Below are 26201 nucleotides of genomic sequence, written 5' to 3'. Positions count from 1 at the left end.
GTTGCGACAGGCCCGACCCGCCTGTAGGTGCATCGGGGCAGGCGGGCCCCGGCCCGCCGGAATGGCGCACACAACCGGAGACGAACACGCAGGATGCATGTCAGCCTCTATATCGGTCATCACAAGGTCGGATCGACCTCGCTTCAGGTCTTCCTGTCGCAGAACGTGGTCCGCCTGATCCGGCACGGCATCCTCTATCCCTATACCGAAATGCAGGGGGCGGCCTCGGTCGCGGCGCGGATGCTGGCCGGCGATCGGGCCTCGGCGCTGACCGCGAATATCCGCGAACCCCACAGCGCGCTGGCCTATCAGTTCATGTCCGAGGCCGCGGGCTTTCCCATTCCGGCCCAGTTCACCCTGTTGCCGCCGCGCCAGCAGATGATCCGTGCCATCCGGTCTCAGGTCGCGGAACTGAAGCCGAAGGCGGTCGTGCTGTGCTCGGAAGCGTTCTCGAATTTCGGCGCGGTCAAGCCCGAACTGATCGACGAAGTGACCCGCATCTTTCCGGATGCCACCTTCTCGGTCTATGGCGCGCTCAGGCGGCCCGATGAATACCTGGCCTCGTGGCACAATCAGCGCGTCAAGGTCTGCGAAAAGCCGGGGCCGCTGGCGGGCGAGGGGTGGCGCCATTACGAGGCGACGATCCATTTCAACTATCGGCTGGCCGTCGAGGATTGGCTGATCCGCGTTCCGGGCGAGGGGAAGGTGCTGCGCAACTATGCCGACATCCTGTCCGCCGGCGGGTCCGAGGCCGATTTCACGGCCCATTCCGGCATCGACTTTCCCGCCGACATGACCCCCGCCCGCCGCGCGAACAAGAGCCTGCATCCCGCCCTGGTCGAGATCGCGCGTCAGGGCAACCACACCCTGACCCGGCCCGAAGCCCATGCGCTGGTGCAGTTCCTGCTGAAACACGAAGCTGCCTTCGACCTGCCGCCCGCGCGCGACATCGAGATGTTCGGCGCCGACAGCCGCCGCGCCATGTTCGAGGCCTTCCTGCCCTCGCATGCCTGGTTGTCGGGCATCACCGGGCAGGCGGCCTTCTTCCCCGACATCGACGCGATGCTGTCCTGCCGCCCGCTGCCGCAGGCCGAGGCGACGCGCGCCGCGCTGGCCGCCCTGACCGACGACAGGATCGCGCCGCTGCCCGCGCGGGCCAAGGAATTCCTGGCGCATCTGCGCGCAACCCCGAACCCTATCGAGGTCTGACCGTGACCCTTCCGACATCCGCCGCCGATCACCTGCCCGCGCTGCATCTGCTGCAGGGGATGCTGTGGCCCGAACCCGGCATCTCGTCAGAGCCGACGCTTTACGTGCGGCTGTCGGGGCCGGCGGGGCTGGGCGCCAGCCGGCGCCGCATCCAGGTGGGCGCGGGGGCCGAACTGGGCTTCGACACGGCCTTCAACCTGTTCAATCTGGGCAAGTGGCAGCATGGGGCGGGCCTGTCCGACCTGTCGCTGTCGCTGCGCGGGCAGGGCGAATTCGCGCTGGTCGTGCGCCAGCACGCGCCGCGCCGGTCCGACGAGACGATCCTGTCCGAGATCGTGACCCTGACCGAAGGCCAGCCGCTGATTGTCGATCTGACCGGCCATATCCAGCACGCCCTGGGCGGCGTGCTGACCTTTGCGCTGACCAGTTTCGGCACGGGCCATCTGGACGATATCGCCTGGCTGACCCGTCAGGCGCCCCGCCGCCAGCCACAGATCGCGCTGTCGATCACGACCTTTCGCCGTGAAGAGGCCGTGCAGGCCAGCGTCCGCCGCTTCCGCGATTACGTGGCCACCAGCCCGCTGGCGGCGCATCTGCATCTTCAGGTCGTCGATAACGGCCAGAGCGCGGGGATCGAGCCCTGCGCCCATGTGACCCCCATCCCGAACGAGAATCTGGGTGGGGCGGGCGGTTTTGCCCGCGGCCTGATCGAGGCCGAGGCAAGCGGCGCCACGCATGTCCTGTTCATGGATGACGACGCCTCGGTGCATATGGACGCGCTGCAACGCACATGGGCGTGGCTGGCCCATGCAAACGACGACAACGCCGCCGTAGCGGGCGCGCTGACAAACGCGCAGTTCAAGAACCTGATCTGGGAAAACGGCGCGCGCTTCCACATCCAGTGCCGGCCCGAATCCATGGGCACCGACCTCAGCGATTTCGACGAGGCGGCGGCGATGGAATTCGCCTCGACCGGGGGCAAGCCGGGGAATTATTACGGCGGCTGGTGGTATTTCGCCTTTCCGATCGCCGCGACCCGGTTCCGGCCCTTTCCCTATTTCGTGCGCGGCGACGATGTCGGCTTTTCGCTGGCCAACGATTTCAGCATCACGACGCTGCCCGGCGTGGTCTCGTTCCAGGATGCGAATTTTGCCGACAAGGAATCACTGAACACGCTCTATCTGGACCTGCGCAGCCATATGGCGAACCACATCGCCATCCCCGGGGTCGAGATCCCGCGCACCACGCTGGCCTCGATTCCGCTGCGCTTCTTCGGGCGCAGCCTGCTGCAATGCCATTACGAGACGATGGAGGCGCTGAACCTGTCCTTCGAGGACGTGATGCGCGGCCCCGACTTCTTCGAGGAGAATGCCGATATGGCCGCCCGCCGCGCCGATCTGGCGCGGATCAGGGATGTCGAGGCCTTCCGCCCGCTGGCAGGCCCTCCGCCCGCCGACCATATCCGCTGGAACCCGGCCAACCCCGTGGTTCGGCTGGCGATGAAGCTGACGCTGAACGGGCATCTGATCCCGTTCTGGCGCCGGATCGGCAATCGCCGCGTCCTGCCCGCAGGCCGCCGGGGCGAGATCCGCCAGACCTGGGCCGCCGCGCAGGTCACCTATCTGGACGGCAAGGGCAACGCCTTCACCGTCCACCATTCCAAGCGCAAGGCGGCACGGCAGCTTTGGCGGATGACCCGCAACATGTGGCATCTGTGGCGTCATCACGACGCCATCCGCGCCGATTGGCGCGAGGGCTATCTGCGCCTGGCCAGCGACGCCTTCTGGCGCCGCCGTCTGGGTCTGGACCCTGCGCCGGCGACAGTCGATCAGGTCGCGGTTCAGCCCGCCGATCAGCCCATTGCCAAGGCGGGCTGATTAGGCCGCGGCGGGCGCGGGCATCCGCAGGGGTGCCTCGCGCACGGGCAGGTGGATCAGCGCGCTGAACGCGCCCACGCCCACGCCGATCCACCAGACCAGCAGGTAATCGCCCGAAATGTCGTAAAGCCAGCCGCCCAGCCAGACGCCGATGAACGACCCGATCTGGTGCGACAGGAAGACAAAGCCGTATAGTGTGCCCATGTAGCGCAGGCCGTAGATATAGGCGACCAACCCCGAGGTCAGCGGCACCGTCGCCAGCCACAGCGCCCCCATCACCAGCGAAAAGACGATGACCGTCGCGGGCGTGATCGGCGTCAGGATGAAGGCGGCGGCGGCGATGGTCCGCATCGTGTAGATCCCCGCCAGCAGGTATTTGCGGGTATATCGCTTGCCCAGCCACCCCGCCAGGATCGCGCCCGCGATATTGGCCAGCCCGATCAGCGAGATCGCGACCGCCCCAAGCGCCGAGGTCGTGGTGATGCCCAGTCCCGCCAGCATGCCGCCCGGCTCGATCGGGCCGCACATCTCGGTGATCATGGCGGGGAAATGCGCGGTGATGAAGCCAAGCTGATAGCCGCAGGAAAAGAACCCCGCGAAGATCATCAGAAAGGACGGATCGCGGAAGGCACGGCCCACGACCTGGCCCATGCTGGCCTCCAGCGCGGCGGGGCTTGCAGGCCGTCCGCTGCCCAGCATCGGCAGGAAGGCCAGCGTGCCAAGGATGATCACCCCGAAGATGATGAAGACCGATTGCCACGCATAGAAGGCCAGCAGGATCTCGGCCAAAGGCGCGCCGAAAACCTGCCCGGCCGATCCGGCAGCCGTCGCGATGCCCAGGGCCAGGCTGCGGTTCTCGTCGCTGGCCGCGCGGCCCACCACCGCCAGGATCACGCCGAAGCCCGTCCCGGCGATGCCGAAGCCCACCATGATCTCCAGCAGTTGCACACCGGCGGGCGTGGTCGCAAAGGCCGTCAGGATCAGCCCGGCGCTATAGAGGAACGCGCCCAGGATGATCGCCCACCGGTCGCCCCACCGTTCCGCCAGCGCGCCGAAGATCGGCTGCCCGACGCCCCAGGCCAGGTTCTGGATCGCGATGGCCAGCGAGAATTCGGCGCGCGGCCAGCCGAAATCCTCGGCGATGGGGATCTGGAACACCCCGAAACTGGCGCGCAGCGCAAAGTTGATCAGCAGGATCAGCGATCCGCCGATCAGGACAGGGGTGAACAGGCGCGCATTGGCGGACATGAAAGAGGCTCCGGGTGAACGGAGCCTCAGCCTTGCCGCGCGATCGGCACCCGGTCAATCACGCGATTGTATCGACGCAATCGCGCCCTATTGCCCCATCGCCGCCTGGATCGAGAAGCGCGAGGCCGGGATCGAGCCGCCCTTCTGCATCTCGCCCAGGATCACGGTCGTCTTGGCGCCGGTATCGTCGGTCACGATCCACTGGCGCAGCTCGGTCGGTGACGAGAACACCATCTGGATGTTGCCGTTCTGCGGCCGCTGAGGGTCCTGCGCAGTGACGATGGTGGCGTTGTTCTGCTCGGTATGGCCGATCACCATGTTCGGGCGCGACAGGTTGATGTTGGCGTCCAGGATGATCGACAGCGGCGTCTGCGACAGCGGGTATTGGTGCGGCCCGCTGTTCGATTTGCCGTCGAACACCGCGACGTTCCCGCCCGAGGCCAGAACCAGCGTGCGGTCATTGTTGTATTCGAACCGCACCCGGCCCGGACGCTGGATATAGACCGTCCCGGTCGAGATCGTGCCATCCGGGTTCACCTGCGTGAACTCGGACGTCACCGTGGTCAGGCTATTGAGATAACGCGAGATCTCGTTGAGTGAAATTCTCTCGGCAAAGGCCGGGATGGCCATGGCGAGGGCGAGGACGGGCGCAAGTGCGAGGGCTTTGATGTTCATGGCGCCATTCTTATCCTTTTACGAATTTCTTGCACATCACGACTGGCGGATGGCGATGGCAGGGAATGATCGCGGCGCCGTGACGGTTCCGGGGCGATTGTTTCACCGGCGCAATCTTGCGCGGAACACAAAGTGAACATATCTTCGGAACCATGGCGCGACTCACCTTGCAGCAGAAGCTGGCGATCCTGTCGGATGCGGCGAAATACGATGCCTCCTGCGCGTCCAGCGGGACGACGCGGCGCGATTCGCGCTCGGGCGGGATCGGCTCGGCGGGCGGGACGGGGATCTGCCACGCTTACACGCCGGACGGGCGCTGCATCAGCCTGCTCAAGATCCTGATGACGAATTTCTGCATCTATGACTGCGCCTATTGCATCAACCGCGTCAGCAGCAACGTCGAACGCGCCCGGTTTTCCCCCGAAGAGGTCGTGACCCTGACGCTGGAATTCTACCGGCGCAACATGATCGAGGGGCTGTTCCTGTCCTCGGGCATCATCCGCAGCCCCGACCAGACGATGGGCGATATGGTCCGCATCGCGCGGATGCTGCGGGTGGATCACGGCTTCAAGGGCTATATCCACCTCAAGACCATTCCCGACGCCGCGCCCGACCTGGTGGCCGAGGCCGGGCTCTACGCCGATCGCCTGTCGGTCAACATCGAATTGCCGCAGGATGCCAGCCTGCGCGACCTGGCCCCCGAGAAGCGCCCCGAGACGATCCGCGCAACCATGGCCGATGTCCGCCTGAACCGCGAGGCCGCGACCGAGCGCAGCCATACCGGCAGGCGCCCGCCGCGTTTCGCGCCTGCGGGGCAATCGACGCAGATGATCGTGGGTGCCGATCAGGCCACCGACCGCGACATCCTGAAGACCTCGGCCAATCTCTATTCGGGCTATCAGCTCAAGCGGGTCTATTACTCGGCCTTTTCGCCGATCCCTGACGCCTCGGCGGTGTTGCCGCTGATCAAGCCGCCGCTGATGCGGGAGCACCGGCTCTATCAGGCCGACTGGCTGATGCGCTTCTACGGGTTCGAGGCCGACGAGATCGGCGCCGCCCACCCGTCGGGCAATCTGGATCTGGCGATCGACCCGAAACTGGCCTGGGCGCTGGCCAACCGCGCGCAGTTCCCCGTTGATGTCGCCCGCGCCAGCCGCGAAATGCTGCTGCGCGTGCCGGGTTTCGGCACCAAGACCGTGGCGCGCATCTTGTCGGCGCGGCGCAACGGGCCGGTCCGCTACGGCGACCTGCTGCGCATGGGGGCGATCATGTCCAAGGCGCAGCCCTTCGTGACCCTGCCCGACTGGTCGCCCGGCGCGCTGACCGACAGCGCGGGCCTGCGCGCCCGCTTCGCGCCCCCGCCCGAACAGCTGAGCCTCTTCTGATGATCTGCGTGACGCTGCCGCGCTTCGCCCGGTTCGAGGCATGGCGCGCGGTTGCGCGCGACCTTGCCTCGGCCCGCATCCCCCCGCCCGAGGTGACATGGGCCGATCCCGACACGCCGCCCGACCTCTTCGGCGCCGAACCCCCGCCGCCGCCCGGCCAGCACAAGGTGACGGCCACGCAGGATTTCCTGCAACTGGCCCGACAGGCGGCCAGCCATTCCGACCCCGAGCGCTGGGCGCTGCTCTATGCGGCGCTGATCCGTGCGCAGGACGACCGTCGTTTTCTGTCGAACCCCGCCGACCCGATGCTGGACCGGCTGTCGCGCATGGCCAAGTCGGTGCGCCGCGACATCCACAAGATGCATGCCTTCGTGCGCTTTCACGAATTGCCGTCCGAGGGTCCGCGCCGCCGCTTCGCTGCCTGGTTCGAACCCGAACATCCGATCCTCGAAGCCGGCACACCCTTCTTCGCCAAACGCTTCGCGGATATGGACTGGCTGATCGCCACGCCCGAGGGCATCGCCCGCTTCATGGGCGGCGCGATCGAATATGCCCCGCCGGAACCGCGCCCCGATTTGCCCGACGACCACAGCCACGACCTGTGGCAGACCTATTTCGCCAACATCTTCAATCCCGCCCGCATCAAGACCCAGGCCATGCGGTCCGAGATGCCCTTGAAATACTGGAAGAACCTGCCCGAGACGCGGCTGATCCCCGACATGCTGGCCGATGCGCCCCGCCGCGTCCAGGCCATGCGCGAGGCGGGCGCCAGCACCGCCCCTGCCTTCGCCCCCAAGATCACGGCCCGGCTGCGCCAGCCCCTGCCCGAAACGACGCCGGCCACGCTTCAGGATGCGGGCGCGCAGGCCGCCCGCTGCACCCGATGCGATCTCTGCCACGCCGCCACCCAGACCGTCTGGGGCGAGGGCACGCCGGATGCCCCCCTGATGATCGTGGGCGAGGCTCCGGGCGATCACGAGGATCTTCAGGGTCGCCCCTTCGTCGGCCCGGCAGGCCAGCTGCTGCGCACGACCATGGCCGAAACCGGCCTTGATCCGGGCCGTGCCTGGCTCACCAATGCGGTCAAGCATTTCCGCTTCGCCCCGCGCGGCAAACGGCGTCTCCACCAATCCCCTGATGGCAGCCATATCCAGCAGTGCCGCTGGTGGCTCGACCTCGAACGCCGCCTCGTGGCGCCGCGCCTGACACTCGCTCTGGGCGCCACGGCGGCTCTGGCGCTTACCGGGAACCGCCAGCCCCTGACGCCGCGCCGCGGCCGTATCGAGCCCGCCCTTGACGGCGGCCCGGTCCTCATCACTTGGCATCCCAGCCTTATCCTGCGCCTGCCGCCCGACCGCGCACCCGCCGCCCTGTCGGAATTCCGTGCCGACCTGTCACTGGCGGCCGGCCTGATCGCCTGACTTTGCCTTGGTCCAAATATCCCCGGGGGGTGAATTGGCCGCAGGCCAAGAGGGGGGCAGGCAGCCCCCCTTGCGACTTCTCAGCCAAAGACCGACCAGCCGGTGAATTCCGACAACCTCTCGGCCGCCAAGGTCCCGGCCAGCGAGTTGCCCCAGCCGTCCAGCCCCGGCGACCAGATCGCGATCGAGGCCCGGCCCGGCGCAATCACCAGCAGCCCGCCGCCCACTCCGGATTTGGCGGGCATCCCCACCCGGAACGCGAAATTGCCCGACCCGTCATACTGCCCGCAGGTCATCATCAGCGCGTTGATGCGCCGCTGCTTGACCGGCGACAGCAGGGCGGGCGCGCAGGACAGGCCGGCGATCACCCGCCCCGCACGGGCCAGCTGCACGCAATCCATCTCGATGGCGCATTGATGGAAATAGGTGCCGATCACATGATCCGGCGGGTTCTTCAGATTGCCGAAGCTGCGCAGGTAATGGGCCAGCGCGGCGTTCCGGTGACCGGTCCTTGCCTCGGACCGGGCCACCGCCTTGTCGATATGGATCGCGTCATCCTCGGCTGCGGCCCTGAGGAAGCCCACCACCTCGGACAAGGCCTGCTGCGGGCTGCGGCCGGTCAGCAGCTCGTCCGTGACGACCAGTGCGCCCGCATTGATGAAGGGATTGCGCGGCCGGCCCTTTTCCTGCTCCAGCAGCAGGATCGAATCGAAGCGATCGCCCAACGGCTCGCGGCCGACGCGGCTCCATAACTGCTCGCCGATCCGGCCAAGAACGCAGGCCAGCGCAAAGACCTTGCTGACCGACTGGATCGAGAAACCCTGCCGCGCCTGCCCGGCCTCAAGGACCTGCCCGTCGGCCAGGGCGACCGCGATGCCGAACTGGTCGGGCGGGACGCGCCCCAGTTCCGGGATGTAGTCGGCGACCTTGCCCCAATCGCCCAGATCCCGGACCTGCCGGTCCAGATCCCGAAGAAAACCCTGCAGATCCATGCCGCCCCCTCCTGCGTCACGCGCCAGCCTATGGCGCGAAAGCGGGCGCGGGAACAGCCTAAAGAGGCCGCCCGGCCAGAAGCCGCGGCATCGGGTGGATCGACAGACCCGCCGCCTGCCGCATGAAGCCGCGCCTCAGGCCGGGCAGGGCGCTGACCAGACCCATTCCCGCCCCGCGCAGCGCCGAGATGACGGGATTGTCGGTCGCGAAAAGCCGGTTCACGGCATCCATGCCAAGAGCCAGCGCCGTGGCATCGGCCCGCCGCCAGCCCTGATAGCGTTCCAGCACCAGCGGGCTGCCGATATCCTCGCCTCGCCGTGCGGCCTCGACCACCGCCTCGGCCAAGGCCGCCACGTCGCGCAGGCCCAGATTCAGCCCCTGTCCCGCGATCGGATGCACGCCATGCGCCGCATCCCCGATCAGCGCGACGCGCGGCGCGGCATAGCGTTCCGCCAAGGACAGGCTGAGCGGATAGGCGAAACGCGGCCCGGCCAGCGCGATCGGCCCTAGGAAATCGCCAAAGCGGGGCCGCAGCACCGACAGGAAGGCGTCATCCTCCAGCGCGGCGATGGCGGCTGCATTCACGCGCGTCTCGGACCAGACGACGCTGCTGCGATTGCCGGGCAGGGGCAGGATCGCCAGAGGACCCGTCGCCATGAAATACTGATGCGCGATCCCCTGATGGGGCAGGTCGTGATCGACCACCGCGACCAGCGCGGTCTGGCCGTAATCCCAGCCCTGCCGCCTGATGCCAGCCCGCGCGGCGACACCCGATCCGCGCCCGTCCGCGCCCACCAGAAGGCGCGCCGCGATCTGGCGCCCGTCCGACAGCGTGACCGCGATGCCGTGCGGGCCGGGCTCTTGCGCCGTCACGGCAAGGCCCGGCAGATGGGTGACGCGACCCTCCATCGCGCCGATCAGCGCGCGATAGAGAAACCGGTCCTCGAGCATGTGGCCGACGGGGCCTTCCTCGATCTCGGCGCTGTCGAAATGCAGGAAGAAGGGCGCGGCTCCCTCTCCGGGGCGGCCCTGCGAGGCCTTGACCTGCAGGATCGGCTGGCTTTCGCCTGCCAGCTCCGGCCAGAGTGACAGCGCCGAGAGCAGCCGGACCGAGGCCAGCGCCAGCGCATAGGCGCGCCCGTCGAACGTGTCGCCCGCCCGGTCATCGACGCGGCGCGGATCGACCACGGCGACCGACAGCCCGGCCCCGGCCAGCGCCAGCGCCAGCGTCGGGCCGTTCAGCCCGCCTCCGGCAATCACTACGTCGAAATCATGTCTCATGGCGCGATCTAGTCACGGGGCGGCGGCAATGGCAATGCGGCGGCGGGCCTCAGCCCTCGGCCTCCAGCAGCGCGGCAAGGCCGCTGCGGTAATCGGAGTAACGCAGGCGCACGCCCAGATCGCGCTTGATCCGGTCGTTCCGCACCCTCTTGCTGTCGGCGTAGAAGGACCGCGCCATGGGCGACATCAGGGGCGCGGCCTCGTCGAAATCGACCGCTGGCGGGACGGGCAGGCCCAGAAGGCGCGCGGCATGTTCGATCACGTCCTGCGGCGGGGCGGGATCGTCGTCGCAGACATTGTAGATGCCCCCCGGCTGCGGCGCGTTGATCGAGGCCAGAAGCACCTGCGCGATATCCTCGACATGGATGCGCGAAAAGACCTGACCGGGCTTGACGATCCGGCGCGCGGTGCCGGCCCTGACCTTCTCGAACGGGCCGCGTCCGGGGCCGTAGATCCCCGCCAGCCGGAAGATGTGCAGGGGCAGGCCATGGTCGCGCGACAGCTTCTGCCACGCGGCCTCGGCGCGGATGCGGGCCTGACCGCGCGGGCCCGAGCCGTCGAGTAGACTGTCCTCGTCCACCCAGCCGCCCTGACGGTCGCCGTAGACCCCGGTCGTGGAGAGATAGCCCAGCCAGCGCAGCCGCGTGCGGGCCAGATCGTCCGCGAACTCGGCCAGAACCGGGTCGCCCTGCGGCCCCGGCGCGGCCGAGATCAGCACCGCATCGGCCCGCGCCAGCGCCGCGCGCAGCGCGTCCTCTTGCCCCGGCCAGAGCAGCGGCTCTGCGCCGCTGGCCGCCACGCGACCGGGATCGCCGCGCGTCGTGCCGGTGACGCGCCAGCCCTGTGACATCAGCAGGGGTGTCAGCGCGGCGGCCGAATAACCATGTCCGAATACCAGCATTTCCATGACGGGACCGTAACCCGGCATGCCGCCCTGCGCCAGACGGCTTGCCTGACCGCCCGGCTGCTGGCAGTTTTGCCCGATGAACAAGGACAGCCCGATGACGACGAACACCCGTTTCCTGCCGATCGAGACCCCCGAGCCGCTGCCCCGAGCCTCATTCACCGATCCGCAAGAGGCGGTCGCAAGGCTGCGCGCGCTTTACGATCAGGCCACCGGGTTCCTGGTGCAGCATTTCACCGCCGTCCTGGGCGGCGAGAAGCCCCGCGCCCGCTATCGCGCCTATTACCCCGAGGTGCGGCTGACCGTGCCGAACCACGCCAAGATCGACAGCCGCCTGTCCTTTGGCCATGTGGTCGGGCCGGGCAGCTATGTGGCGACGATCACCCGGCCGGACCTGTTCGGCAATTACCTGACCGAGCAGCTTTCGCTGCTGATCCGCAATCACGGCGTTCCGGTGACCATCGGCGCCAGCGACACGCCGATCCCGGTCCATTTCGCCGTGGCCGCCCAGACCGATCTGGCTGTCCCGCAGGAGGGCGTGCTGGATTTCAGCCTGCGCGACGTGTTCGACGTGCCGGATCTGAATACGGTCAACGACGACATCGTGAACGGCGTTGCGGGGCCCATGCCCGATGGCAGCCAGCATCTGGCGGCCTTTACCGCGCAGCGTATCGATTATTCGCTGGCGCGGCTGGCCCATTACACGGCGACCCAGCCCGAGCATTTCCAGAACTTCGTTCTGTTCACGAACTACCAGTTCTATGTGGACGAGTTCGAAGCCTATGCCCGCCGCGCGCTGGCCGATCCGGCGCTGGGCTATACCGGCTTCGTCGCGCCGGGCAATCAGCGCATCACCGACCCGGATGCGCCCATTGCGGTGCTGCCCAAGATGCCGCAGATGCCCACCTATCACCTGACGCGGCCGAACGGGCAGGGGATCACGCTGGTCAATATCGGAGTGGGTCCATCCAACGCCAAGACCGCGACCGACCACATCGCGGTGCTGCGCCCGCATGCCTGGCTGATGGTCGGCCATTGCGCGGGTTTGCGCAACAGCCAGAGCCTTGGCGACTTCGTGCTGGCCCACGCCTATCTGCGCGAGGATCACGTTCTGGACGACGACCTGCCGGTCTGGGTGCCCATCCCCGCCCTGGCCGAGGTGCAGGTGGCCCTGCAGGAAGCCGTGGCCGAGGTCACGCAGCTGGAAGGCTACGAGCTGAAGCGCATCATGCGGACGGGCACGGTGGCGACGATCGACAACCGAAACTGGGAATTGCGCGATCAGTCCGGCCCGGTTCACCGGCTGTCGCTGTCACGCGCCGTCGCGCTGGACATGGAAAGCGCGACGATCGCGGCGAACGGCTTTCGCTTTCGCGTGCCTTACGGGACGCTTCTCTGCGTCAGCGACAAGCCGCTGCACGGCGAGCTGAAGCTGCCGGGCATGGCGACCGATTTCTACCGCACCCAAGTCGCCAGCCACCTTCTGATCGGCATCCGGGCGATGGAGAAGCTGCGCGACATGCCGCTGGAGCGGATTCACTCGCGCAAGTTGCGGTCCTTCAGTGAAACGGCGTTCCTCTGAGGGCGCGATAACGACGCCAAAACGCCGGTTTTCGCGCATCGGGCGAAAAACGCTTGATCTGCCCGGAAAAACCGTGTGTAGCAGGCGATATGCCGCAAAAGGCGCTAATTGTGGCCCGGTGGAACAGGGCGAGAGGAGACAGAAACATGGCTACGGCTTCTGCCAAACCGATGACCAAGACCCAGCTGGTCGCAACCCTGGCCGAGGAAATGGGCTCGGACAAGAAATCGGCCGCCGCCGCGCTGGACGCGCTGGTCGCCGTCGTGACCCGCGAAGTGTCCGGCGGTGGTGCCGTGACCCTGCCCGGCATCGGCAAGATCGCTTGCCGCGCCCGTCCCGAGCGTCAGGTCCGCAACCCGCAGACCCAGGAAATGATGACCAAGCCCGCCGACAAGCAGGTGCGCGTGACCATCGCCAAGGCTCTGAAGGACAGCGTCAACAGCTGATCCCCAGCCATGCGCTGAACGCAAGGGTCGTGCCGCAAGGCGCGGCCCTTTTGCTTTGTGACTTCACGGGGCCGTGACGCTCTGCTAGCCCTTGTTGCACCGTGTGCAACAGGGGCCGGTTCATGGACATTCGCGCGATCCTGATGGGGCTGGGCTTCGCCGTCATCTGGGCCTCGGCCTTCACCTCGACCCGGATGATCGTGACCGACGCGCCGCCCCTGATGGCGCTGTCGCTGCGCTTTGCGCTGTCGGGCGGGATCGGCATCCTGATCGCGCTGGCCATGGGCCAGACATGGCGCACCCTGACCGCGCAGCAATGGCGTGCCGTGATCGTCCTGGGCCTGTGCCAGAATGCGCTGTATCTGGGCCTGAACTGGGTGGCGATGCAGTGGATCGAGGCCGGGCTGGCCTCGATCATCGCGGCGACCATGCCGCTGATGGTGGGCGCGCTCGGCTGGGCGCTTCTGGGCGAGAGGCTGCGTCCGATGGGGATCGTCGGGCTGGGGCTGGGCGTGCTGGGCGTGGCCATCATCATGGGCGCGCGGCTGGACGGCGGCAGCAACCTGACGGGCATTCTGATGTGCTTCGGCGCCGCCCTGGCGCTGGCCGTGGCCACGCTGACCGTGCGGGGCGCCAGTTCGGGCGGCAACGTGATGATGATCGTGGGCCTGCAGATGCTGGTCGGGTCCGTCACGCTTGGTATGATCGCGCCCTTCCTCGAGACATGGCAGGTCAACTGGTCGCCGCGCCTGGTCTGGGCGTTTCTTTACACCGTCATCGCGCCGGGGCTGCTAGCCACCTGGATCTGGTTCCTGCTGGTCGGGCGGATCGGCGCGGTCCGCGCCGCGACCTTCCACTTTCTGACGCCGTTTTTCGGCGTGGCGACCGCCGCCCTGTTCCTGAACGAGGCTCTGGGCGCGGGCGACGTCCTGGGTGTGGCGATCATCATGGCGGGCATCCTGATGGTGCAATTGTCCAAGGCGCCGCCGGTCAAGCGGCCTCCGCCCAGCTGAGGGGAACACCGGCGCCGATGTCGCGTTGATTTCGACGAAATCCTTGCCATCCTACATCCATGCGCGCCGATCAGATCCTGCATCCGACAGAAGCCGGGCTTTACTGCCCGCCCGGTGATTTTCACATCGACCCGGTGCGCCCCGTGCCGCGGGCCCTGATCACGCATGGCCACGGCGATCACGCCCGCGCGGGTCACGGCGCCGTTCTGGCCACCGCCCAGACGCTGGACATCATGGCGATCCGCTACGGCGCCGATTTCACCGGCAGCCGTCAGGTCGCCCAAGGCGTCATCCGCATCGGCGATGTCAGCGTCAGCTTCCATCCGGCGGGCCATATCCTCGGCTCGGCCCAGATCGCGGTGATGCCCGACCGCGGCCCGAAGATCGTCGTCTCGGGCGATTATTGTCGCGCCCCGAACCCGGTCTGCGCGCCCTACGAGCCCGTGCCCTGCGACATCTTCGTGACCGAGGCGACCTTCGGCCTGCCGGTCTTTCGCCACCCCGATCCGCTGGCCGAAATGGCCCGCCTGCGCGCCAGCATGGCCGAGTTTCCCGAACGCCCGCATCTGATAGGCGCCTATGCGCTTGGCAAGGCACAGCGTGTCATCGCGCTGGCGCGTCAGGCCGGGATCGACGGCCCCATCGCCATCCATGGCGCGCTGGAGCGGCTCTGCCGGTTCCACGTGGAACAGGGGATCGACCTTGGCCCTCTGGTCCCGGCCACCGCTGACCGGGTCGACGCGCAGCTGGTCGTCGCGCCGCCCTCGGCCTTTGCCAGCGCTTGGGTGCAGCGCTTCCGCGACCCGGTGATCGGCTTTGCCTCGGGCTGGATGGCGGTGCGCGCCCGCGCCCGCCAGCGCGGGGTCGAGCTGCCGCTGGTCATCAGCGACCACGTGGACTGGCCGCAGGTGACGCAGACCATCCGCGAACTGGACCCCGAAGAGGTCTGGATCACCCACGGCACCGAGGACGGGCTGATGCGCTGGTGCGAGATCGAGGGCCGCACCGCCCGCCCCCTGCGCCTGATCGGCTACGAGGACGAGCCGGAATGAGGGCCTTTGCGCATCTGCTGGAACGTCTGGCCTTCACGCCCGCGCGCAATGCCAAGCTGCGGCTGCTGCGGCATTATCTGGAACAGACGCCCGACCCGGATCGCGGCTATGCCCTGGCGGCCCTGACCGGCGATCTGAAGCTGCGGGCGGTGACGCCGGGGCTGTTGCGAGGTCTGATGGCCGACCGGATCGACGGCCAGCTTTTCGCCCTGTCCTACGATTTCGTGGGTGATCTGGCCGAGACCATCGCCCTGCTGTGGGAGGGTGGGCTGGACGAGGATGTTCCCCTGCGCGAAGCCGTTGCCATCCTGCGCGACACGGGCCGCGCGGCCTTGCCCGGCGCTATCACGGCGATGCTGGACAGGCTGGGCCCGTCGCAGCGGCTGGCCTTTCTGAAGCTGGCCACCGGCAATATGCGCGTGGGCCTGTCGGCGCGCATGGCCCGGATGGCCTTGGCCGAGATGGGCGCCCCCGACGTCAAGGACATCGAAGAGATCTGGCACGGCCTGACGCCCCCCTATCAGCCGCTTTTCGATTGGATCGCGGGCGGGCCGCGCCCCGAACAGGCCGCCCGCGCGCCTTTTCGCCCCGTCATGCTGTCCACCCCCGTCGATCTGGACCAGCTTCGCGCGCTGGACCCCGCCGAACATGTCGCCGAGTGGAAATGGGACGGGATCCGGGTCCAGGCGATCAACGATGGCGGGACGCGCCGGCTTTATTCCCGCACCGGCGAGGATCTGGGCAATGCCTTCCCCGACCTGCTGGACGCGCTGAATTTCGACGGCACGCTCGATGGCGAATTGCTGGTGCGCCGGGGCGGCGATCTGGGCAGTTTCGGCGACCTGCAACAGCGGCTGAACCGCAAGTCTGTCAGCCGCGCCCTGCTGGACAGCCACCCGGCCGCGCTGCGCGTCTATGACGCGATGATCTGGCAGGGTCAGGACCTGCGCGACCGGCCGTGGCAGGGCCGCCGCGCCCTGCTGGAGGCCGCCGATTTCGGCAGCGACCGGATCGACCTGTCGCCGCTTCTGCCCTTCGCGACATGGGACGATCTGGCCGCCCTGCGCGCCGATCCCCCCGATCCGGTGATCGAGGGCGTGATGATCAAGCGCCGCGATTCGACCTATGTCGGCGGTCGCCCGCGCGGGCCGTGGTTCAAGTGGAAGCGCGATCCGATGGTGGTGGATGCGGTGATGCTCTATGCGCAGCGCGGGCACGGAAAACGCTCGGGGTTCTACAGCGATTTCACGTTCGGTCTTTGGGACGGGGCCGATCTGGTGCCGGTCGGCAAGGCCTATTTCGGCTTCACCGATGAGGAATTGCGCCAGCTTGACCGCTTCGTGCGCCAGAACACGGTGGACCGCTTCGGCCCGGTCCGCGCCGTTGCGCCCCTGCTGGTGCTGGAGGTCGCGTTCGAGGGGCTGAACGCCTCGGCCCGGCACAAATCGGGCGTGGCCATGCGCTTTCCCCGCATCAGCCGCATCCGGTGGGACAAGCCCGCGGCCGAGGCCGACCGGCTGGACAGCCTCAAGGCGCTGATTCCGTGACCCTGCCCCCCGCCTTTCAGGACTGGTTCGCCCGTCAGGGCTGGCAACCGCACCCCCATCAACTTGCGCTGCTTGAGGCCACGGGCGACAGCCTGCTGATCGCGCCGACCGGGGGTGGCAAGACGCTGGCGGGCTTTCTGCCCTCGCTGGTCGATCTGACGGCGCCACATCGGGGAATGCACACGCTCTATGTCTCGCCGCTCAAGGCACTGACGGCGGATATCGCGCGCAATCTGGCGCGGCCCGTGGGTGATCTGGGCTTGGCCATCCGGATCGAGGACCGCACCGGCGACACCCGCGCCTCGCAGCGCGCCCGCCAGCGTGTCGATCCGCCCGACATCCTGCTGACGACGCCGGAATCGCTGGCGCTGATGCTGTCCTACGAGCAGGCGCCCCTGATCTTTGGCGGGCTCAAGCGGGTGGTGCTGGACGAATTGCACGCCTTGGCCGAAAGCCGCCGGGGCGATCAGCTGATGCTGGCGCTGGCCCGATTGCGGAGCCTTGCGCCGGATCTGGTCGTCACCGGCCTTTCGGCCACGGTTGAGGACCCCACCGCGCTGGCCCGCTTCATGGGGGGCGCGCAGGTGATCCACGCCGATCCCGGCCCCGATCCCGACATCGCCATGCTGGAAACGGCCAAGCCACCGCCTTGGTCCGGGGCGGGCGGGCATTACGCAGTTCCCGACGTGCTGAAGGCCGTGGCCGAGGCGACGACGACGATCATCTTCATCAACACACGCGCGCAGGCCGAGCTGTTCTTTCAGGCGCTCTGGGCGGCGAACGACCAGAACCTGCCGATCGGCCTGCATCACGGCAGCCTCTCGCGCGAGGCCCGCGAACGGGTCGAGGCCGCGATGGCCGCAGGCGCGCTGCGTGCCGTAGTGGCGACGGGGTCACTGGATCTGGGCATCGACTGGGGCGCGGTCGATCTGGTCATTCAGGTCGGCGCGCCGCGCAACGTCAAGCGGCTGGTCCAGCGCATCGGGCGGGCGAACCACCGCTACAACGCCCCCAGCCGCGCCCGGATCGTGCCCGCCAACCGGTTCGAGGTGGTGGAATGCGTCGCAGCCCTTCAGGCCGTGGCCGAGCGCGACCTCGATGGCGATCCTCGCGGCCCGGGGCCGCTGGACGTGCTCTGCCAGCATATCCTGCTGACCGCCTGCGCCGGGCCGTTCGACGCGGATGCGCTTTACGCCGAAGTCACCCGCTCGGGTCCCTATGTCGGGCTCAGCCGCGCGGATTTCGATGCCTGCCTCGATTTCGCGGCGACGGGCGGCTACGCGCTGCGGGCCTATGACCGCTGGCAGCGGCTGATGCAGCGCGGCGGGCTGTGGCGGCTGCGCGATCCGCGCGCGGCGCGCGACATCCGCATGAATATCGGCACCATCGTCGAGGCCGAGATGCTCAAGGTCCGGTTCCGGGGCCGGGGCGGCGCGCCTCTGGGCGAGGTCGAGGAAAGCTTCGCCTCGACCCTCTCGCCCGGCGACACGTTCCTGATCGGTGGCCAGACGGTGCGCTATGACGGGCTGCGCGAGATGGTCGTCGAGGTGACGAAGCAGCCGTCGAAAGAGCCACGCATCGCGGTGTTCTCGGGGCTGAAACTGGCGACCTCGACCCAGCTCTCGCAGCGGGTGCAGACGCTGATCGGCGATCCCTCGGCCCACGGGTCTCTGCCCGACCGCAGCCGCGACTGGCTGGCGCTGCAGGGGCGGGTCAGCGCCCTGCCGCGCGCGGGCGTCTTGGTCAGCGAGACCTTTCCCCATCAGGGTCGCTGGCAGTTCGCGCTCTATGGTTTTGCCGGGCGGAACGCGCTGCAGACGCTTGGCCTGCTGATGACGCGCCTGATGGAGGAGGCGGGGCTTGGCCCCCTGGGCTTTCTGGCTACCGATTACGCGCTGCTGATCTGGTCGCTGGATCCGGTCACGGACCCCGCGCCCCTGCTGGACCCGGTCGGCCTGCGCGAGGGTCTGGGCGACTGGCTGGCGGGCAATGCCGTGATGAAGCGCAGTTTCCGCAACGTGGCCATCGTCGCGGGGCTGATCCAGCGCAACCTGCCCGGCCAGCGCAAGACCGGCAAGCAGGCGACCTTTTCCAGCGACATCCTGTATGACACGCTTCGGAAATACGATCCGGGCCATGTGCTGCTGCGGATCACCGCCGACGAGGCACGGCGGGGCCTTGTGGATTTCGACCGGATCGAGGACATGCTGGCGCGGTCGCCGGGCCGCGATCATCGCATACTGGACCGCGTCTCGCCCATGGCGGCGCCCCTGCTACTCGAGCTCGGGCGGGTGCCGATCGCCGGGCAGGGCCGCGAAAGGCTGGCCGAGGCCGAGGCGGCGGCCCTGATGGCAGAGGCAGGCTTGACGTGACGGATCACGCTTTCGATTTCGGCGGTCAGAGGCTGCTGGCGCGGCCCTCGGGTGCGCTTTACTGGCCGGCGCGGCGCTGGCTGGTTCTGGCAGACCTGCATCTGGGCAAATCCGAGCGCATGGCACGGCGCGGCGGCGCGCTGCTGCCGCCCTACGAGACCGAGGCCACGCTGGACCGCGTCGAGGCCGAGATCGCGGCGACCGATCCCGTGGTCGTGGTCAGCCTGGGCGACGGGTTCGACGATGACGCGGCCGGCCGGGCGCTGCCGGATGCCGTCTGCGACAGGCTGGGGCGCATGGCTGCGGGGCGGCGCTGGATCTGGGTCAGCGGCAACCACGATCCGGGCGCGATCTGCCCGCGCCTGCCCGGCGAACAGCAGGCCCAGATCCTCGACGGCCTGACCTTTCGACACGAGGCAGAGCAGGGTCAGGGGCCCGACATTTCAGGACATTTCCATCCTTGTCTGCGTCTGGCCGGGCAAAGGCGGCGCTGCTTTCTCGCGGGTCGCGATCACCTGATCCTGCCCGCCTTCGGCGCCTATACCGGTGGGCTGGACATCACCGATCCCTCGCTGACCGCCTTGGTCCCCGAGGGGCTGGCCATCGCCTGCGGCGTTCGCGCCTTGCCCGTGCCCGTGCGATCCCTGCGGCGCGCATGAAAAAACCGGCGCCGCAAGACGCCGGTTCCTGTCTTTGAGAAGTCAGACGGATCAGAACGCGTAGTTCACGCCCAGCTTGATCGCGCTGTGCGAGGGCGTTGCGCGGGTGGTACCGTCGCCGACGGCCAGCGGCGTCGTGATGTCGTTGGTGCCGTAGCTGCGATAGTTGAATTCGCCGAAGCCCGAGAGACGGTCGCTGAAGGCGCGCTCGACGCCGAAGCCCAGCACATAGCCGGTCGAGGTGAAATCCTCGCTGCTCGACCCCGAGAAGCTGCCGGCGCCGGTGCCGGTCGTCTCGAAGCTGTAGTTGAAGCTGCCGCGCGACACGCCCGCGACGCCATAGATCATGGTGGTCGGATCGACCAGATAGCCGGTCTTCAGCGTCAGATCGATCACCGACTTGATTTCGGATTCGACGGTCGTGTCGTAGTCGAAGCCGTTCAGGCTGAAGCTGCCCGAGGACGAGTCGCTGATGCCGCTGAGTTCGGCGGCCAGGTTCGGGCCGACGACCCACTGGCCACGCTGCCAGCGATAGCCGACATGGGCCGAGCCGGTCACGCCCGAGATCTTGACATCGGTGATGTCGGTCGCACGGCCGATCGGACCCGACCCGTCAAAGGCCTGCAGGCCGACCGTGTCGTCACCGCCGAAACCGAAGCCAAGGGCGCCGCCGACATAGCCGCCTTCCCAGTTGCGGCCCGCAGGGGTCACCGGAATCTCGACCGGGGCGACATCGACGATCGGCATGGCGGTCCCGCCAGCCATTGCCACCGTGGAAGCGAGAGCCGTAGCACCCGAAGCGGCGCAGATTGCGATAATAGACTTGGCATTCATCATGGATTACCCCTTGCACCTCTGGCCGCGCACTGCGGCAGCACCGATACTACGCGCCGAACGATAACTCCGTTTCAGGCGCGATGGCAAACAAAACACCCAAATAACGCATTCATCCTGCCCGCCGGAACGGACAGGGCGTGTGATTTGGGCAACAAATGGCCTTTAGGGGCCTAGGTATCCAGATTTTCGACGCTAAGGGCGTTCTGCTGGATGAATTCGCGGCGGGGTTCGACCACGTCTCCCATCAGCTTGGTGAACAGATCCTCGGCCTCGGCCAGATCCTCGATTCGCACCTGCAGCATTGTCCGGGCCACCGGGTCCAGCGTGGTTTCCCACAGCTGTTCGGGGTTCATCTCGCCCAGACCCTTGTAGCGCTGCAGCGACAGGCCCTTTTCGCCCTCCAGGAAAATCGCGTGAAGCAGGCTCAGCGGGCCGTGGATCGGCTGCTCGCGATCCTTGCGGACCAGACGGGCGGCACGGCCATAGACCTCTTGCAGGGCGGTAGTCATCTCGCCCAGACGGCGGCTTTCGCCGCTGCGCAGCATCTGTCCGTCAAGGCTGCGGTTCTCCTCGACCCCGCGCAGGGTGCGCGACAGGCGGATGCCGCCATCCTGTGTCGGGCGACCCTGCCAGCCGCGCTCGTATTCGGCGGCGATCAGGTCCAGACGCGCGGCGACGGCATCGGCCACGTCCTGCGCATCGGCATCGACCCGGCCCGGCACCAGCGCGCCCGCGATGGCGGCCTGCTCGGTGATGTGGGGCGGGTAATGCGTGGGATAGGCGCGCAGATAGCGGCGTGCAGTCCGCGCCTCGTCCACCACGCGGGCAAGGTCGTTGCCGGTGATCTCCTCGCCAGAGGCAAGGCGCAGGCTGGCGCCCTCGATCCCCTGCTGGACCAGATAATCCTCCAGCGCGGCCTCGTTCTTCAGATAGACCTCGGAGCGGCCACGCCCGACCTTATAGAGCGGCGGCTGCGCGATGTAGAGATGGCCGGCCTCGATCAGCTCGGGCATCTGCCGGAAGAAGAAGGTCAGCAGCAGCGTGCGGATATGCGCGCCGTCCACATCGGCGTCGGTCATGATGACGATCTTGTGGTAGCGCAGCTTCTTCAGGTCGAATTCGTCGCGCCCGATCCCGGTGCCGAGCGCGGTGATCAGCGTGCCGATCTGGTCGCTGCTGAGCATCCGGTCGAAACGCGCGCGTTCCACGTTGAGGATCTTGCCGCGCAGGGGCAGCACCGCCTGGTTCTGGCGCGACCGGCCCTGCTTGGCCGAGCCGCCGGCCGAGTCACCCTCGACGATGAACAGCTCGCTCAGCGCGGGGTCCTTTTCCTGGCAATCGGCCAGCTTGCCGGGCAGCGAGGCCACATCCATCGCGGTCTTGCGCCGCGTCAGCTCGCGCGCCTTGCGCGCAGCCTCGCGGGCCAAAGCTGCCTCGATGATCTTGCCCACGATCTGCCGGGCTTCGGTCGGGTTTTCCTCGAACCATTCGGCCAGCTTTTCGTTCACCAGCCCCTCGACCGCCGGGCGCACCTCGGACGAGACCAGCTTGTCCTTGGTCTGGCTGGAGAATTTCGGGTCCGGCACCTTGACCGACAGCACGCAGGTCAGCCCCTCGCGCGCGTCGTCGCCGGTGAAGTCGACCTTTTCCTTCTTGGCGATGCCGCTGTCCTGCGCGTATTTGCCGATCACGCGGGTCAGCGCGCCCCGGAAGCCCGCCAGGTGGGTGCCGCCGTCGCGTTGCGGGATGTTGTTGGTGAAGGGCAGCACGGTCTCGTGGTAGCTGTCATTCCACCACATCGCGACCTCGACCCCGATGCCGCCCTTTTCGCCGGTGATGAAGATCGGCTCGGGCATGACCGAGGTCTTCGAGCGGTCGAGATACTTCACGAATTCGCGGACGCCGCCTTCGTAGAACAGCTCGGTCTTCTGGATCTCGGCATGACGCTCGTCCTCCAGGATGATGCGGACGCCGCTGTTCAGGAAGGCCAGTTCGCGCAGGCGGTTTTCCAGCGTCTTGAAGCTGAATTCCAGATTGCTGAACGTGCCGTTCGGGTCGGTCTGCTTGTTCGAGGCGAGAAAGCGCACCTCGGTCCCCGACTCGCCGGGCGCATCGCCCACGACCCGCAGATGCTCGACCGTGTCGCCCTTTTCGAAGCGGGCGTAATGTTCCTTGCCGTTGCGCCAGATCCTCAGTTCCAGCCAGTCGGAGAGCGCGTTCACCACCGACACGCCCACGCCGTGCAGACCGCCCGAGACCTTGTAGCTGTTCTGGTCGAACTTCCCGCCCGCGTGAAGCTGGGTCATGATGACCTCGGCCGCGCTGACGCCCTCGGACGGGTGCATGTCCACGGGGATGCCGCGGCCATTGTCGCGCACGCTGACGCTGCTGTCGGCGTGGATCTTGACGCGCACGAAATCGGCATGACCGGCCAGCGCCTCGTCGATGCCGTTATCGACGACCTCGTAGACCATGTGATGCAGGCCCGACCCGTCATCGGTATCGCCGATATACATGCCGGGCCTCTTGCGCACGGCTTCCAGGCCCTTGAGAACCTTGATGGAATCGGCGCCATATTCGGCAGGCTGGGATGCGGCTTCGCTCATGCGTCAGGTTTCCTGTAACTCTTGTCCCGATATAGCCACCTGCCGGGGCAAAGTCACGCGATGGCGGGGTTTTTTCCCCGTCAAGTGGCGATTCGCTGCCCTTCAGGCGGAAAGGATCTGGCCCAGCCCCAGAACCAGCCCCACCCCGATCAGAAGCCAGCCCGAGATCAGGTTCATCCGTCGCATCCCGGCGGGCGTGGCCAGCCGCCGCCGCGCCATGGCGATGCCGCCGCCCATCGCAAGGTTCAACGCGAAGGGGATCAGCCCTGACATCAGCGCGATCACCACGATGTCCGGCCTAGTCAGGCGGCCGATGGGGAAGAAGCCCGGCAGCACCCCCACATAGAACAGCGCCGCCTTGGGGTTGCCGACGATCGCCAGAAGCCCGGCGCTGAAGCCCGCCCAGCCCCCGGCGCGGGTCAGGCGCCCGTCGGTCTCCACGGGACGCGCGGCATGGCGGATCAGCCCCCAGCCCATGCCCAGAAAGACCACGACCGCGATCCAGCGCAGCAGCGACAGGATCTCGGCCTGCTGCCCCGCGACCAGCGACAGCCCGAAGATCGCCACAAGCGGCCAGAGCAGGTCGCCGATCACCACGCCGAAGGCCAGCGGCCAGACGCCCGCCCAGCCGCCCGAGAGGCCGCGCGCCATGATCGCCACCCAGACCGGACCCGGCGTCAGCCAGATCGCCACCATTGCGCCTGCGTAAAGCCACAGCGCCTCGAAGCCCAAAGTCATTCCGTTTCCTCGGTTGCGACGGATGCGCCATCCTCGCGGAGCACCGCCAAGTGTCGCGCCCGGCTGCCCATCGCGTCGAACAATTCGGCCCCCGTGCCGGTCAGCAGGCTTTGCGCCGGAAGCGCGCAGATCAGGTCGTAAAGCGCCGCGCGGCGGTCGGCGTCAAGATGGGCCGCGACCTCGTCCAGAAGCAGCAGGACAGGCTGATCCGCCAAAGCCCGCGCATTGGCCAGGATCAGCGACAGCAGCAGGGCCTTCTGTTCCCCGGTCGAGGACAGGGCGGCGGGCATGTCCTGCGGTCCCCAGCTTGCGCCCAGATCGGCGCGATGCGGCCCCGTCAGCGTGCGCCCCGCCGCCAGATCGCGCGCCCGCATCGCGGCCAGGCGCGCCGCGATGCTGGCGGGGTCGGGATCGTCGGCAAAGCCCTCGCCCGGCATCAGCACCAGCCGCGCGGCAGGAAAGTCGCCACCCTGCTGATGCGCCATGATCGCGGCCAGCGCGTCCAGACGGTTGCGGGTGATCGCGCCGCCTGCCTCGGCCATCTGCGTTTCCAGCGCGCGATACCAGCCGGGATCGCCGATCTGATCACGCAAGAGGCGGTTTCGTTCGCGCATCGCCTTGTCATACGCCAGCGAAAGATCGGCATGATCGGGCATCAGCGACAGCGTAATCCGGTCCAGAAAGCGGCGCCGCCCCTCGGGCGTGTCGGTCCACAGCCGGTCCATCGCAGGCACCAGCCAAATGACGCGCACCAGCCGCGCCAGCGCCGTCTGCGGCACGGGCTTGTCGTCCAGCAGAACACTGCGCGACTGGCCGGGCAGGGCGCCCGTCTCGACCGCGCGTCCATCGGCTGTGGCGCGGATGCGCCAGCCTGCATCCGGCCCCTGCCGCGCCTGTTCGGGCGCAGGCGCGCCCCGCAACCCGCGACCGGGCGCCAGCATCGAGACGGCTTCAAGGATGTTCGTCTTGCCCGAGCCGTTCGGCCCGAAGATCGCCACGGGCCGCGCGTCCAGCGACAGGTCCAGCCGCTTCCACGACCGGAACTGCGCCAGCGACAGGCGCGACAGCGTCACACGCGCATCGGCATGACGACATAGACCGCGCTGTCGTCGCTGCCTTCGCGGATCAGCGCGGCATCGCCCGAGCCGTTGAACAGGAAGACCGCATTGTCGCGATCGACCTGGGCCGCGATCTCTTGCAGATACTTGGCGTTGAAGCCGATCTCCAGCGCGTCGTCGGCATAGGCGACGATCAGTTCCTCTTCGGCGGCGCCCGCATCGGGGGCGTTCACCGACAGGACCAGCCGGTCCTGATCCAGCGACAGCTTGACGGCGCGCGAGCGTTCGCTGCTGACGGTGGCCACGCGGTCCACGGCACGGGCGAAATCGGTCGCGTCCACTTCCAGCTTACGCTGGTTGCCTGCGGGAATGACGCGGCTGTAATCGGGGAAGGTGCCGTCGATCACCTTCGAGGTCAGAGTGATCTCGGCGGTGGCGAAGCGGACCTTGGTCTCGCTGACCGAGACGGCGATCTCGGCATCGTCGTCATCGAGCAGCTTGCGCAGCTCGGCCACGGTCTTGCGGGGCACGATCACGCCGGGCATCTCTTCGGCGCCGATGGGCAAGGGGGCGTCGATGCGGGCCAGACGGTGCCCGTCGGTCGCCACGCAGCGCAGCATCGGGCCACCCTCGGCCTGGGCCACATGCATGTAGACGCCGTTCAGGTAATAGCGCGTCTCTTCGGTCGAGATGGCGAATTTCGATTTGTCGAACAGGCGCTTGAGCAGCCCGGCCTTGGCCTTGAAATTCGCGCTGTATTCGCTGCTGGCCATCACCGGGAAATCCTCGCGCGGCAGCGTCGCCAGACTGAAGCTGGAGCGGCCGGCCTGCACCGAGAGCCGACCCGAAGCGTCGTCGCTGCTGATCTGCACCAGCGCGCCATCGGGCAGCTTGCGGGCGATCTCGTTCAGCATGACGGCGCTGACCGTGGTGGCGCCGGGGCGGTCCACCTGCGCCATGGCGCGGTCCACGACCTCGGTGTCCAGATCGGTGGCGCGGAAGCTGACGCCCTCGGGCTTGGCCTCGATAAGGACGTTGGCCAGGATCGGGATCGTGTTGCGGCGCTCGACGACGGACTGGGCCTGAGACACGGCCTTGACCAGAACGGCACGTTCGATGGCGAATTTCATCAGCTTCCCCTGTCCCTTGGGCCTTTTGCCCGTTCGTCGGACCTGATCTTTAACGGCCCGGCGAAGCGGTCACAAGATTTTCGTCGCCAAGAGTAACCCCCGAACAAGGGATCGGGGGTTACATGTGGCTCAGATACTGATAATCTTTGCCTGTCTAGGCTCCAGACT

The 26201-nt window shown here is 67.7% G+C and carries 21 protein-coding genes; 11 read left to right on the top strand and 10 right to left on the bottom strand.

Annotation, left to right across the window (positions count from 1 at the left end):
• Positions 1-93 precede the first annotated feature (93 nt).
• Both QAR72_RS03525 and QAR72_RS03520 read left to right on the top strand, forming a co-directional pair.
• Positions 94-1209: a hypothetical protein gene (locus tag QAR72_RS03525; protein WP_304615983.1), complete on the top strand. Its 1116-nt coding sequence runs from the start codon at positions 94-96 to the stop codon at positions 1207-1209.
• Between the two features lie 2 nt (positions 1210-1211).
• A complete protein-coding gene (locus tag QAR72_RS03520) occupies positions 1212-3086 on the top strand; it encodes a glycosyl transferase (RefSeq protein ID WP_304615982.1) in 1875 nt (624 codons plus the stop codon).
• On the opposite strand, the gene QAR72_RS03515 is transcribed toward QAR72_RS03520, so the two are convergent.
• Together QAR72_RS03515 and QAR72_RS03510 are read right to left on the bottom strand one after the other, a co-directional pair.
• Complete coding sequence (locus QAR72_RS03515; protein ID WP_304615981.1) at positions 3087-4334, bottom strand: MFS transporter; 1248 nt, start codon at positions 4332-4334, stop codon at positions 3087-3089.
• Between the two features lie 87 nt (positions 4335-4421).
• Positions 4422-5009: a LolA family protein gene (locus tag QAR72_RS03510; protein ID WP_304615980.1), complete on the bottom strand. Its 588-nt coding sequence runs from the start codon at positions 5007-5009 to the stop codon at positions 4422-4424.
• A gap of 152 nt (positions 5010-5161) precedes the next feature.
• Here QAR72_RS03510 and QAR72_RS03505 point away from each other — a divergent pair, with 152 nt between their 5' ends.
• On the top strand, positions 5162-6394 hold the full coding sequence (locus tag QAR72_RS03505) for a putative DNA modification/repair radical SAM protein (RefSeq protein WP_304615979.1): 1233 nt from the start codon (positions 5162-5164) through the stop codon (positions 6392-6394).
• Positions 6394-7815, top strand: a complete 1422-nt coding sequence (locus QAR72_RS03500) for a UdgX family uracil-DNA binding protein (RefSeq protein ID WP_304615978.1) — start codon at positions 6394-6396, stop codon at positions 7813-7815. The genes QAR72_RS03505 and QAR72_RS03500 overlap by 1 nt, the downstream gene beginning before the upstream one ends.
• 80 nt (positions 7816-7895) lie before the next feature.
• On the opposite strand, the gene QAR72_RS03495 is transcribed toward QAR72_RS03500, so the two are convergent.
• Genes QAR72_RS03495 through QAR72_RS03485 form a run of 3 tightly spaced genes read right to left on the bottom strand, consistent with a single transcriptional unit; the run spans position 7896 to position 10996 of the window.
• Entirely contained in the window at positions 7896-8807 is a 912-nt protein-coding gene (locus tag QAR72_RS03495; RefSeq protein ID WP_304615977.1) for a glutaminase, read from the bottom strand.
• Positions 8808-8865: 58 nt separating this feature from the next.
• On the bottom strand, positions 8866-10089 hold the full coding sequence (locus QAR72_RS03490) for an FAD-dependent monooxygenase (RefSeq protein WP_304615976.1): 1224 nt from the start codon (positions 10087-10089) through the stop codon (positions 8866-8868).
• Between the two features lie 49 nt (positions 10090-10138).
• Entirely contained in the window at positions 10139-10996 is an 858-nt protein-coding gene (locus QAR72_RS03485) for an SDR family oxidoreductase (RefSeq protein WP_304616047.1), read from the bottom strand.
• A 94-nt stretch (positions 10997-11090) separates the two neighbouring features.
• Here QAR72_RS03485 and QAR72_RS03480 point away from each other — a divergent pair, with 94 nt between their 5' ends.
• The 7 genes from QAR72_RS03480 (at position 11091) to pdeM (ending at position 19664) form a co-directional block, all read left to right on the top strand.
• Positions 11091-12575, top strand: coding sequence for an AMP nucleosidase (locus QAR72_RS03480; RefSeq protein WP_304615975.1), 1485 nt, complete (start codon positions 11091-11093; stop codon positions 12573-12575).
• A gap of 146 nt (positions 12576-12721) precedes the next feature.
• Positions 12722-13021 (top strand): HU family DNA-binding protein, encoded by a 300-nt coding sequence (locus QAR72_RS03475; RefSeq protein ID WP_304615974.1) that lies wholly within the window; start codon positions 12722-12724, stop codon positions 13019-13021.
• 122 nt (positions 13022-13143) lie between these two features.
• Positions 13144-14034: a DMT family transporter gene (locus QAR72_RS03470; RefSeq protein ID WP_304615973.1), complete on the top strand. Its 891-nt coding sequence runs from the start codon at positions 13144-13146 to the stop codon at positions 14032-14034.
• 59 nt (positions 14035-14093) lie between these two features.
• On the top strand, positions 14094-15086 hold the full coding sequence (locus QAR72_RS03465) for a ligase-associated DNA damage response exonuclease (protein ID WP_304615972.1): 993 nt from the start codon (positions 14094-14096) through the stop codon (positions 15084-15086).
• Positions 15083-16633: a cisplatin damage response ATP-dependent DNA ligase gene (locus QAR72_RS03460; RefSeq protein ID WP_304615971.1), complete on the top strand. Its 1551-nt coding sequence runs from the start codon at positions 15083-15085 to the stop codon at positions 16631-16633. Before QAR72_RS03465 ends, QAR72_RS03460 begins: the two co-directional genes overlap by 4 nt.
• A complete protein-coding gene (locus tag QAR72_RS03455; protein ID WP_304615970.1) occupies positions 16630-19005 on the top strand; it encodes a ligase-associated DNA damage response DEXH box helicase in 2376 nt (791 codons plus the stop codon). Before QAR72_RS03460 ends, QAR72_RS03455 begins: the two co-directional genes overlap by 4 nt.
• The gene (pdeM, locus tag QAR72_RS03450; protein ID WP_304615969.1) at positions 19002-19664 is read left to right on the top strand and encodes a ligase-associated DNA damage response endonuclease PdeM; all 663 of its coding nucleotides are present in this window, start codon (positions 19002-19004) and stop codon (positions 19662-19664) included. Before QAR72_RS03455 ends, pdeM begins: the two co-directional genes overlap by 4 nt.
• A gap of 51 nt (positions 19665-19715) precedes the next feature.
• Here the strand turns inward: pdeM and QAR72_RS03445 are convergent, their stop codons facing one another.
• The 5 genes from QAR72_RS03445 to dnaN all read right to left on the bottom strand — a co-directional run bounded on the left by QAR72_RS03445 (position 19716) and on the right by dnaN (position 26033).
• Positions 19716-20411, bottom strand: a complete 696-nt coding sequence (locus QAR72_RS03445) for an outer membrane protein (RefSeq protein ID WP_304615968.1) — start codon at positions 20409-20411, stop codon at positions 19716-19718.
• Positions 20412-20671: 260 nt separating this feature from the next.
• The gene (gene gyrB, locus QAR72_RS03440; protein WP_304615967.1) at positions 20672-23107 is read right to left on the bottom strand and encodes a DNA topoisomerase (ATP-hydrolyzing) subunit B; all 2436 of its coding nucleotides are present in this window, start codon (positions 23105-23107) and stop codon (positions 20672-20674) included.
• Positions 23108-23209: 102 nt separating this feature from the next.
• Positions 23210-23845, bottom strand: a complete 636-nt coding sequence (locus QAR72_RS03435) for a LysE family translocator (protein WP_304615966.1) — start codon at positions 23843-23845, stop codon at positions 23210-23212.
• Positions 23842-24918 (bottom strand): DNA replication/repair protein RecF, encoded by a 1077-nt coding sequence (gene recF / locus QAR72_RS03430; protein WP_304615965.1) that lies wholly within the window; start codon positions 24916-24918, stop codon positions 23842-23844. The genes QAR72_RS03435 and recF overlap by 4 nt, the downstream gene beginning before the upstream one ends.
• Entirely contained in the window at positions 24915-26033 is a 1119-nt protein-coding gene (gene dnaN / locus QAR72_RS03425; protein ID WP_304615964.1) for a DNA polymerase III subunit beta, read from the bottom strand. The genes recF and dnaN overlap by 4 nt, the downstream gene beginning before the upstream one ends.
• Positions 26034-26201: the final 168 nt, after the last annotated feature.

This window comes from Paracoccus sp. (in: a-proteobacteria) (assembly GCF_030604785.1).
GTDB lineage: Bacteria > Pseudomonadota > Alphaproteobacteria > Rhodobacterales > Rhodobacteraceae > Paracoccus.
The sequence above is the reverse complement of the archived record's forward strand: the minus strand, read 5'-3'. Positions and strand labels throughout refer to the sequence as shown.

What these genes read in the sequence shown, in the direction of transcription:
- QAR72_RS03445 (WP_304615968.1), bottom strand. Translation starts at nt 20,411, where the DNA reads ATGCCGATCGTCGATGTCGCCCCGGTCGAGATTCCGGTGACCCCTGCG.
- dnaN (WP_304615964.1), bottom strand. Translation starts at nt 26,033, where the DNA reads ATGAAATTCGCCATCGAACGTGCCGTTCTGGTCAAGGCCGTGTCTCAG.
- QAR72_RS03510 (WP_304615980.1), bottom strand. Translation starts at nt 5,009, where the DNA reads ATGAACATCAAAGCCCTCGCACTTGCGCCCGTCCTCGCCCTCGCCATG.
- QAR72_RS03485 (WP_304616047.1), bottom strand. Translation starts at nt 10,996, where the DNA reads ATGGAAATGCTGGTATTCGGACATGGTTATTCGGCCGCCGCGCTGACA.
- QAR72_RS03480 (WP_304615975.1), top strand. Translation starts at nt 11,091, where the DNA reads ATGACGACGAACACCCGTTTCCTGCCGATCGAGACCCCCGAGCCGCTG.
- QAR72_RS03490 (WP_304615976.1), bottom strand. Translation starts at nt 10,089, where the DNA reads ATGAGACATGATTTCGACGTAGTGATTGCCGGAGGCGGGCTGAACGGC.
- QAR72_RS03500 (WP_304615978.1), top strand. Translation starts at nt 6,394, where the DNA reads ATGATCTGCGTGACGCTGCCGCGCTTCGCCCGGTTCGAGGCATGGCGC.
- QAR72_RS03525 (WP_304615983.1), top strand. Translation starts at nt 94, where the DNA reads ATGCATGTCAGCCTCTATATCGGTCATCACAAGGTCGGATCGACCTCG.
- QAR72_RS03495 (WP_304615977.1), bottom strand. Translation starts at nt 8,807, where the DNA reads ATGGATCTGCAGGGTTTTCTTCGGGATCTGGACCGGCAGGTCCGGGAT.
- QAR72_RS03475 (WP_304615974.1), top strand. Translation starts at nt 12,722, where the DNA reads ATGGCTACGGCTTCTGCCAAACCGATGACCAAGACCCAGCTGGTCGCA.
- gyrB (WP_304615967.1), bottom strand. Translation starts at nt 23,107, where the DNA reads ATGAGCGAAGCCGCATCCCAGCCTGCCGAATATGGCGCCGATTCCATC.
- QAR72_RS03435 (WP_304615966.1), bottom strand. Translation starts at nt 23,845, where the DNA reads ATGACTTTGGGCTTCGAGGCGCTGTGGCTTTACGCAGGCGCAATGGTG.
- QAR72_RS03460 (WP_304615971.1), top strand. Translation starts at nt 15,083, where the DNA reads ATGAGGGCCTTTGCGCATCTGCTGGAACGTCTGGCCTTCACGCCCGCG.
- QAR72_RS03465 (WP_304615972.1), top strand. Translation starts at nt 14,094, where the DNA reads ATGCGCGCCGATCAGATCCTGCATCCGACAGAAGCCGGGCTTTACTGC.
- QAR72_RS03505 (WP_304615979.1), top strand. Translation starts at nt 5,162, where the DNA reads ATGGCGCGACTCACCTTGCAGCAGAAGCTGGCGATCCTGTCGGATGCG.
- QAR72_RS03515 (WP_304615981.1), bottom strand. Translation starts at nt 4,334, where the DNA reads ATGTCCGCCAATGCGCGCCTGTTCACCCCTGTCCTGATCGGCGGATCG.
- QAR72_RS03470 (WP_304615973.1), top strand. Translation starts at nt 13,144, where the DNA reads ATGGACATTCGCGCGATCCTGATGGGGCTGGGCTTCGCCGTCATCTGG.